The sequence below is a fragment of the Candidatus Borrarchaeum sp. genome, from assembly GCF_019058535.1.
Classification (GTDB): domain Archaea; phylum Asgardarchaeota; class Sifarchaeia; order Borrarchaeales; family Borrarchaeaceae; genus Borrarchaeum; species Borrarchaeum weybense.
The window spans coordinates 1-8,090 of record NZ_JAHPYX010000078.1; the positions used below are offsets into that span (position 1 = coordinate 1).

General features: G+C 36.1%; 10 protein-coding genes. 3 read left to right on the plus strand and 7 right to left on the minus strand.

What is annotated here, in order from left to right; translation table 11 throughout:
- The 3 genes from QVB70_RS04320 to QVB70_RS04330 all read right to left on the minus strand — a co-directional run.
- Positions 1–204: hypothetical protein (locus QVB70_RS04320; protein WP_287583745.1), on the minus strand; the 204-nt coding region annotated here is incomplete at its 3' end.
- Between the two features lie 64 nt (positions 205–268).
- A complete protein-coding gene (locus tag QVB70_RS04325) occupies positions 269–928 on the minus strand; it encodes a hypothetical protein (protein WP_287583746.1) in 660 nt (219 codons plus the stop codon).
- A 94-nt stretch (positions 929–1,022) separates the two neighbouring features.
- On the minus strand, positions 1,023–2,531 hold the full coding sequence (locus QVB70_RS04330) for a pentapeptide repeat-containing protein (protein ID WP_287583748.1): 1,509 nt from the start codon (positions 2,529–2,531) through the stop codon (positions 1,023–1,025).
- Between the two features lie 427 nt (positions 2,532–2,958).
- On the opposite strand from QVB70_RS04330, the gene QVB70_RS04335 reads away from it, so the two are divergent.
- Positions 2,959–3,939: a hypothetical protein gene (locus QVB70_RS04335; protein ID WP_287583750.1), complete on the plus strand. Its 981-nt coding sequence runs from the start codon at positions 2,959–2,961 to the stop codon at positions 3,937–3,939.
- Between the two features lie 40 nt (positions 3,940–3,979).
- Positions 3,980–4,456, plus strand: coding sequence for a hypothetical protein (locus tag QVB70_RS04340; RefSeq protein ID WP_287583752.1), 477 nt, complete (start codon positions 3,980–3,982; stop codon positions 4,454–4,456).
- Between the two features lie 64 nt (positions 4,457–4,520).
- Here the strand turns inward: QVB70_RS04340 and QVB70_RS04345 are convergent, their stop codons facing one another.
- From QVB70_RS04345 to QVB70_RS04355, 3 genes are all read right to left on the minus strand, one after another.
- Positions 4,521–5,333 carry an NAD(+)/NADH kinase gene (locus QVB70_RS04345; protein ID WP_287583753.1) on the minus strand — a complete coding sequence of 271 codons (813 nt, stop codon included), beginning with the start codon at positions 5,331–5,333 and terminating at the stop codon, positions 4,521–4,523.
- Positions 5,334–5,384: 51 nt separating this feature from the next.
- Positions 5,385–6,317, minus strand: coding sequence for a hypothetical protein (locus tag QVB70_RS04350; protein ID WP_287583754.1), 933 nt, complete (start codon positions 6,315–6,317; stop codon positions 5,385–5,387).
- A gap of 163 nt (positions 6,318–6,480) precedes the next feature.
- Positions 6,481–6,909, minus strand: coding sequence for a roadblock/LC7 domain-containing protein (locus tag QVB70_RS04355; RefSeq protein ID WP_287583755.1), 429 nt, complete (start codon positions 6,907–6,909; stop codon positions 6,481–6,483).
- Positions 6,910–7,094: 185 nt separating this feature from the next.
- On the opposite strand from QVB70_RS04355, the gene QVB70_RS04360 reads away from it, so the two are divergent.
- On the plus strand, positions 7,095–7,343 hold the full coding sequence (locus QVB70_RS04360; protein ID WP_287583757.1) for a hypothetical protein: 249 nt from the start codon (positions 7,095–7,097) through the stop codon (positions 7,341–7,343).
- A gap of 2 nt (positions 7,344–7,345) precedes the next feature.
- On the opposite strand, the gene QVB70_RS04365 is transcribed toward QVB70_RS04360, so the two are convergent.
- Positions 7,346–8,090 (minus strand): tetratricopeptide repeat protein (locus QVB70_RS04365; protein ID WP_287583758.1); only part of this gene is annotated, 745 nt, incomplete at its 5' end.

An 8,090-nucleotide genomic window follows, 5' to 3' on the forward strand; every position in this document is an offset into this window, starting at 1 on the left:
AGAATACTCTGGCGATCTGCTGACAAGAGGATCCGATTCTACTAGATATGATAAGACTTTCTCGTCTTTAGATACTAGCATCCCATCAACTGAATTTATTATTTCGAAATCATTTGTTTCTACTTTGAACTCAAATATAATTGCAGATATGACTGCATTGGTCAAGGGACTTATTCTAATACTTTCTTTAACTATAAATGACATGATCTTCGCACCTTATTGATTATTTTCAACAAATTATTTCAGAAATACTTGGTAATTTAACTCTTTATCTTGAGTTCTTTGATAAAAGGTCTTTGATTTCTTTGATGTCCTTCTTAAGTTCTCTAATATCCTTTTGCATATTTTGTATATCATGAATGTTCTTTAATTCATTTCTAAGCTGATTTATTACCTCATTTTTATATTTTAACTCCTTTCTCATAGATTCAATTAATTCTATTGTCGCTCCTGTCTCTTTCGTTTTTACAACCCCTTCGCGTCTTTTTGCTTCAGAATCTAATTTTATAATCTTTTCTTCTAGTTTAACTAGCTTGGTTGGTTTATCCTCTAGATCACTTCTCAAGTCAATGTGATCAGTCAATGCGAGTAGGTAATTTTCTATTTTTTTCAGATCGTTAAGATACTGTTCTTGTCTTTCATTATTATTCCGAAGAAGATCATAAATATTAGTATTAAAAAGAAATTTGTATTCTGTTAATTTATTTGGATCTATCATTCGGACGAGATTCTTGATTTTTTGATCTAACAGGTCGATTTCCTTGCATCCTTTTATATAGTCCAAGTTTTTTAGCCTATCTAATTCAGCGAGATATTCTTTTATCTTATTAAATGCCTTTTCGGCATCAAGAGACATACTATCACAATTCTCAGTTTGTATTATGTCGATATATATTCTTTTCCAATAAGATAATTCTTCTCTTTCCATTTTACATTTCAACAAATAGGAACTTTAATCATTAACGATTTATTTTCTGATTTCCAGAGAAGCAGATTTCAGAATTTGATTACTAAATCTACTTTTAATGTCTGAATCTCCTTTCAAAGCGTCTCCTAAGGGCTAGCCCAAATAACACTAATAATGGTATGCTTAAGATCCGTTGAATTATGTCTATCCCTTCCGTTCCCTTAATCTGTAAAGATACTGCAAACGATTCTAAGATGACCTCCAGCGCAACATCGAGTGGTCCTATGCCTTGAAAGAACAAAATTAATCCTCGCAAAAAGGCAAACCATGCTATTAAACCGAATAGAACATAAAGCGGTCTGTTATAACTTTGTCCATAAAGCGATAAGAGTTTATATAGTCCAAGAATGATTTTCTCAGAATGTGAGTCAGAGTTGCGCCTCCTAGCCTCCATTTCTCCCACAAAAAACCTACCAGCAGTCTCATAATTGACATTGTATTCATAGTTCTCCCGTAACATCCTGTAAACGGTTAAAACGTTCTCAATTGTTAAATCTTGGTCGTCTTTATGTGGCTCAATGCCGTTCTTTGTCCTTTCGAGTAACTCATCATCGATAAGTGTATAGGCATCCATCTTGCTAAAGCGTGATATACGCTTGTTGAAGTTATCAGGTTTCCAATCCGTTGGTCTAGGCCATGTGATATTCCTGAAATTGACCCGGCTTATATCGGTATGAATAAAGGACACATAACTAAGGTCACAGCTGTCGAAGACGATCTCTTCAGGCTGACCGAATTTGATCCTTCTAAAATTTATGAAAACGTTTTCATTGTCGCGGGGAATGTCAATGTCTGGTATGAATTCAACACCTTCGAATAACGCAGGTCCTTTGAAGGTTGCACGGCTGAAGTCTATTTTTTGCTGAAATCTCGCCTTAAAGAATGTTACCTGTTTTTCAAATATTGCTTCGCTGAAGTCTGCCTCCTGCTGAAATGTAGCATGCCAAAAGCCTGCCTGTTGCTGAAATACCGCCCCTTTGAAATCTGCCCAATGCTGAAATGTCGACACGCTGAAGACAACTAGTCCCTGAAATATAGCATCCCAGAAGGCTGCCCAATGCTGAAATGTCACCTCGCTGAAGTCTGCTGATTGCTGAAATATCACCTCCCAGAAGTTTGCTGGTTGCTGAAATGTCGCCCCACGGAAGTCTGCCCAATGCTGAAATATCGCCCTACGGAAGTCTGCTCGTTCCTGAAATGTAGTCTTGCGGAAGTCTGCTCGTTCCTGAAATGTTACGCCTTCAAAATCAACCGATTGGAATAGTGTGTCCTTAAAACTAACAAACCCTCGTATCTCCTTTATCGCATCCCTTACTTGTATGTCCGGCAGGTGATATCCTATGCACAATAACTCTTTTCTAGGACCTGTATTCTTTAATTCATTCTTGAATGCCTTCCTAACTCTTTCCTCATTTTCCTTATTGTGCTTCCAATACCCCTTTTTATGAAACATGCAAAAACCATCTATTTCGGCATCTCTCGGGCACTTATACTGGATTTCTTTGCTTTCAAGATCATAATAAACGACCTCTGAGTCCCGTCCATACCGACATTTCTCGCTCAAAAAACAGACCTCTTACGGTTTTTTCGTTTTCCATTATATTTGTATGAATGCCTATTTTAAGTAATCGCGATTCGTTCCAATGTGATTACCACTTATTTCCTTCAAATAAGGCTTTTTTGTGAAACCGTGTTTGAGACTACCGATCTCCACCAATTCAACCTTCATCAATTCAGAGGCTCAATTTTCAACTTCTGATCTCAAAACGCCGAAACATTTATATCTACAACCTGATGAATGATTTCATGCTGTTTTATTCTTCAATCTCTGCGGTAAAACACTTTAACGTTGATATTTCAACTAAAAATTCTGGTTTCATGTAACTCATTTATAAAGAAACAGCTACTGAGTAATACTCAAAACCCAAAATGTTGAATTTAGAGAAAATTAAAGCTTTTAGGCATTCTGCCAAAATTTGGGGGAGGAGACCATGGCTAAGAAAATGGCAATACCATGGGAATTCAAATACAAATTTGCTATGGGAGGTTGGACAGCCTATCTCAAAGCATACCATTATGCGATCCGCGAGAAATATGGTGCTGATGCTGCACTCGAAATCTATGAAAGAACGTGCAAAATGGATGATAGAATTAAGAGTTTTACCAATGCCGTTCTAAAGGTCTTCGAGCTAGAGGGAAACGATGCTGAAACAATAGGGAGGTGGTGGGACATCTGGCATGAACTCACTGGGACGGAAGGTACTATACTTGAGTGGTCTAAAACAATCTGTAGAGTTAAAGTCACTAAGTGTCCGACTACAACAGTGCCAAAAGATATCAGCGGTTGGTCCATAATCCGTGCAAAACTTATTACTAAAGCCATAAATCCAAAGGCTGTCTTTGAACGGCCTAAAGCCATGTGTGCCGGAGATTCATATTGCGAATATGTGTGGAAAATAGAAGAAAGTACCCCGATAAAGGGCGCTGAGGAGACTATGACTAAGAAAAGAGTTATACCTTGGGAACTAAAATACAAATTTGCTATGGGAGGTTGGGCAGCCTATCTCAAAGCTTACCATTATGCGATTCGCGAGAAATATGGTGCCGATGCAGCACTTGAAATCTATGAAAGAATTAGCACTATGGATGATAGAGCAAAGAAAGGTACACAAACACTTCTAAACATCTTCAATTTAGAGGGAAACGATATTGAAACTATTAGGAAGTGGTGGGAAATCTGGTGGGAACTTATTGGGATTGAAGGTACTTGGCTTGAGCAGTCTAAAACATGCTTGAGAAATAAAATCACCAAGTGTCCGTACAAAACAGAGCCTAAAGATATTAGCGATTGGGCTTTAATCTTCTGCGATATTAATGCTAAGACCATAAATCCAAAAGCTACTTGTGAGCGACCTAAAGGCATGTGTGCCAGGGATCCCTATTGCGAATACGTTTGGATAATAGAAGAGTAAACCTTTAGGGTCTTCTACTTAAATTTTGGAAGAGGAGGCTATGGCTAAGAAAAGGTTGATACCTTGGGAACTAAAATACAAATTTGCTATGGCAGCATATTCAGCTGGATGGAAAGGATGGTTATATGCGGTTCGAGAGGAATGTGGAGCTGCTACAACACTCAAAATTTTTGAAAGAGTCCAGAAACTGGGTGATCGTGTAAAACATTTCACAAATTTCCTTCTAACCACTTTCAAACTAGAGGGAAACGATATTGAAACAATAATTGATTGGTGGGACATCTGGTGGGAGCTCTGCGGGATTGAAGGTACTAGTCTTTTGCAATCTCAAACATTCGCTAGATCTGAAATCACTCAGTGGCCGTTTAAAACAGAGCATAAAGATATTAGCGATTGGTGCAAAATCTTCACAAATATTGTTATTAATACTATAAATCCAAAGGCAACTTTTGAACGACCTAGATCAATGTGTGCGGGAGATTCTTATTGTGAATATGTTATGAAAATAGAAGAGTGACCTTTGAACTTTAAGAAATAATCCCAATTAATTATTTTCAAAAGAAGTCTAGAAATACTCAAAATTAAAACATAACGAACCTACTCAGGCGTTCTAATTTTTGATAGAAAGGTTCTCGTTCTTTCAATCTAATAATGTGGGCATATTTATCAGAAAGGGCAACTGATAAACTGTCTCCTTCATTTATTTTACAGTGAACTAAATGATCGTACTCTAAGTAACCTTTGTTTTTTGTTATTTTTACGAAAAATCTATCATTTGTGACTATTGGAGGAACACGAGCTGAGATGGGTGAAATTATCATAACGTCTCCTTTGTGAACGATAGGACCATATACATTGAAGTTATATGCTGTTGATCCCACTGGTGTTGCAAAAATTAAGCCATCAGCCTTTACATCACGAGGATAAAATCTTTCAGTTTTACCTTCGTTCTTTACATAGAGACCGAAATGTATGCTGGAGGGACTATCTCCTCTGAAGATACGAACTTCATTCAGAGCGAAATGTGTTTCTTCTTTAAATTCAAATCCTATTTTTCGATATTCTTCGATGGTATGACCTTGAAGAAGTTGTTCTAATGCGATATCCAAGTCCTGCACTCTAAAATCAGCATAAAATCCTAAACTTGTTTCTGATCTCCCTCCAATTGGAAGTACAGGTCCATCGAATTCATTAACCGCTGTTAAAAGTGTACCATCACCACCAACTGAGATACAAATATCTGCATTTGTATCCACTACATCAAATAGCTGATACACTTTCTCTAATTCTGGATAATTCTTTTTAATCACTAGTTTTACTTTTTTTATATCTTCGAGACGCTGCATGTCGTCTATAACACGGGAAGACACTCTTCTTGAAGAGTGGTAGTTCATAAAACCACCTCAAGAAACCCACTCACTTAAGTTATGGACAGTTCACCCTATTTAATCATCCTCTTCATAATCTTTCCAATACTTTTCACCATAAAAGGATTCTGCTTTTGGAACGACCATTTCAACAACATAATAATGGTCAGCCTTTCTAAATATATCGTTAAAGAAGTCAACATAGGGACTTTTGCAGTATGGACAAAGGCAGTTTGCCAAATACTTGAATTGACCTCCACAAGTACATGGAACGAAGTGATCTTCAATTAGCTGATAATTCTCAAGATTGAGCTGAATATCATAATCTGAAAAATCATAGGGTTGACTGAAAGGTGAAATTCGCTTCGCAGATAGCTTATCTAACAATCTATCATACTTTTGATCGAATAAGGACACAGCCAGATAATTAGTACAGCGATCACAGTAGTAATAATCGACATCTGAAAAGCCGACATGAAACATCCGAAACATGAAGAATTTGCCACAGAAATCACATGAACTGATAAATCGATTATTTCCTGGTGTTACCCTTCCCGATGTCACAAAACCACGTTCAAAAACTGTAGCACCTTTCTGAACTTCTATGACTACATCATTCTTTTCAGAGGGTATCTGGGAACTATCAAACCTATATATTATATTTGAATAACTAACTTCCTGGTCTAATTCACCTTCTATTATAGCTAGGAATACAACACGATATATATTGATATCAAGAAAAATGCTGAAGGTTTTGCCAGCCAAATCTTCCATATTTTGGAGGAAAAACTCATATCGCTTGATTAGCACTTCTTTTCCTAATTCATGGGTCATAAAATCGAGATAAAGTCTGTTTTCCTGATAATCTTCGTCAACAGTATATTGGATCGCTTCTGAAATACTTAAAGGAGTATTACTGGCAAACGCGCAAACAATTTTATTATTTATTTTTAGTGAAATTGTTTTATCCAAAACTTCATTTTCTTCTATCGAATTTAATTCATCTTGCATTTGCATCACCTAAAAATACTATACTTGTACATATTAATCTGGGCTTTCATTTAGGTGATTTTTGCAACCTCAGAAAAATCTCAGGCGTTTTTTGCCTAATTTCTACTTTTCTTACTAGATTTGAAAAATTCAAATTCCAAAAAAAATAGACTTTCATACCTTATTATTCATCGTAAGGTTTTCTTAAAGAAATCAAATATCTACGGATCTTTGTAGCGATTCTTTCCATCGTATCTAGAGCCACACCAAGCATATAAGTACGAATTCTGACTTGACGTTCTTGTTGCGGTTTTGGAATGTAACAGCAAAGCATTATTTCATCAATAATATCCCGGATAAGCACCGTTCCTTTGCTACTTTCAATTATTGAGGTTTGATGATAACCTGCATGTAGTTCTTCTATTGCTTTATTCGCTGTCGCATGAATAACAGCAGCTAGAGGAGTAAGTAGATCGATATCAGGTGCATTTTCCGCATTGATTGAATATGCTATAGCAAATCCCTCTTTGGTGCATAAAACACTGATTGCAATTTCAGAGGATTCATCTATTTCTGAAAGAACTTGCATAAGAGCTTTATCTCGAACAAGCAAAATAGCATCAACACCAGTGTTGCAATAGACTGAAATCTCATACTTGGTTGCTCATTATCAAATCTTTCCAATGATGTTTCATAAATTTTGTGAAGAAATGGTACGGCAAAATAGCTTTATTGCTAACAAAGTTTTATAAACGGGATTGTTGAGATAGCGAATTGTCACATTCGGAGGTAGAAAAAATGACGATAAATGTGCTAAAATTAGCAAGAAGATCACGAAAAGGATCTGAGTTTCGACATGGGAGAGGAAAAGAAACTATTTCCCCTAAAAGGGATATCAGGGCGATATTACAGTTAATCTTATCTATTATCGTGTTCTTTGTAAGTCTTTACATCATTTTCATTGGATCATTCTCGGATAATGCAGAAAAACTGGCGTTCAGTATGCTTGGTGCAGTTATTGCCTTCTGGCTGACACCAGTGAGCTGATTTTAATCTATTTTAAGCAATCGCTTAGTTTCATCAATTTTTTTTCTTAATTGGGGTGTAATTTCCTGTTCTTTTTTGATAACACGAAGTAAGTTTTTAACGTTCTCTACTTGTTGAGTCTGACCTGTCTGGATGTCAAGTCCTGTATAAAGTTCATAAGATTTTTTAAAACAGTCTAAAGACTTATTATAATCACCTAATTCCTGAGTTAGTAGACCTATATCCTGCAAATCTTGCGCTTGATGTTTTTTATCATTGGTTTCTAAATCAATTCGATAACATTCTTGAAAAATTTCTACAGCCTTTGATAAGTCTCCATTCTTTTTATACAACAAACCTAGATTTGCAAGCCCATCTGATAGTTTTGATACATCATTTAGTTCTTTAAATAATTTAGTAGCTTCGTGAAATTCGAAAATAGCTTCGTTAACTTTATTTAATCGAAAATAAAGAAACCCTGAATTATGAGATGTTTCAGCCATACCAGGTCTATGATCAATCTGAGAATATATCTCATGTGCATCTTGATTATATTTCAAGGATGTTGCCCAGTCCCCTTGATTTTTAAAAATCAATCCTAAATAACGTAAGGCATATGCCTGTCCTGTAAGACTATTTATTTCTTTGTATATTTCAAGTGCTTTTTTAAAATGTTCCGTTGCATTATTGTAATCCCTCTCGTTTAAGCAAGAGATACCTAAGTGAATTGCTTCATTTGCAATCTTGCCCTTACCAGCAGATTCTACA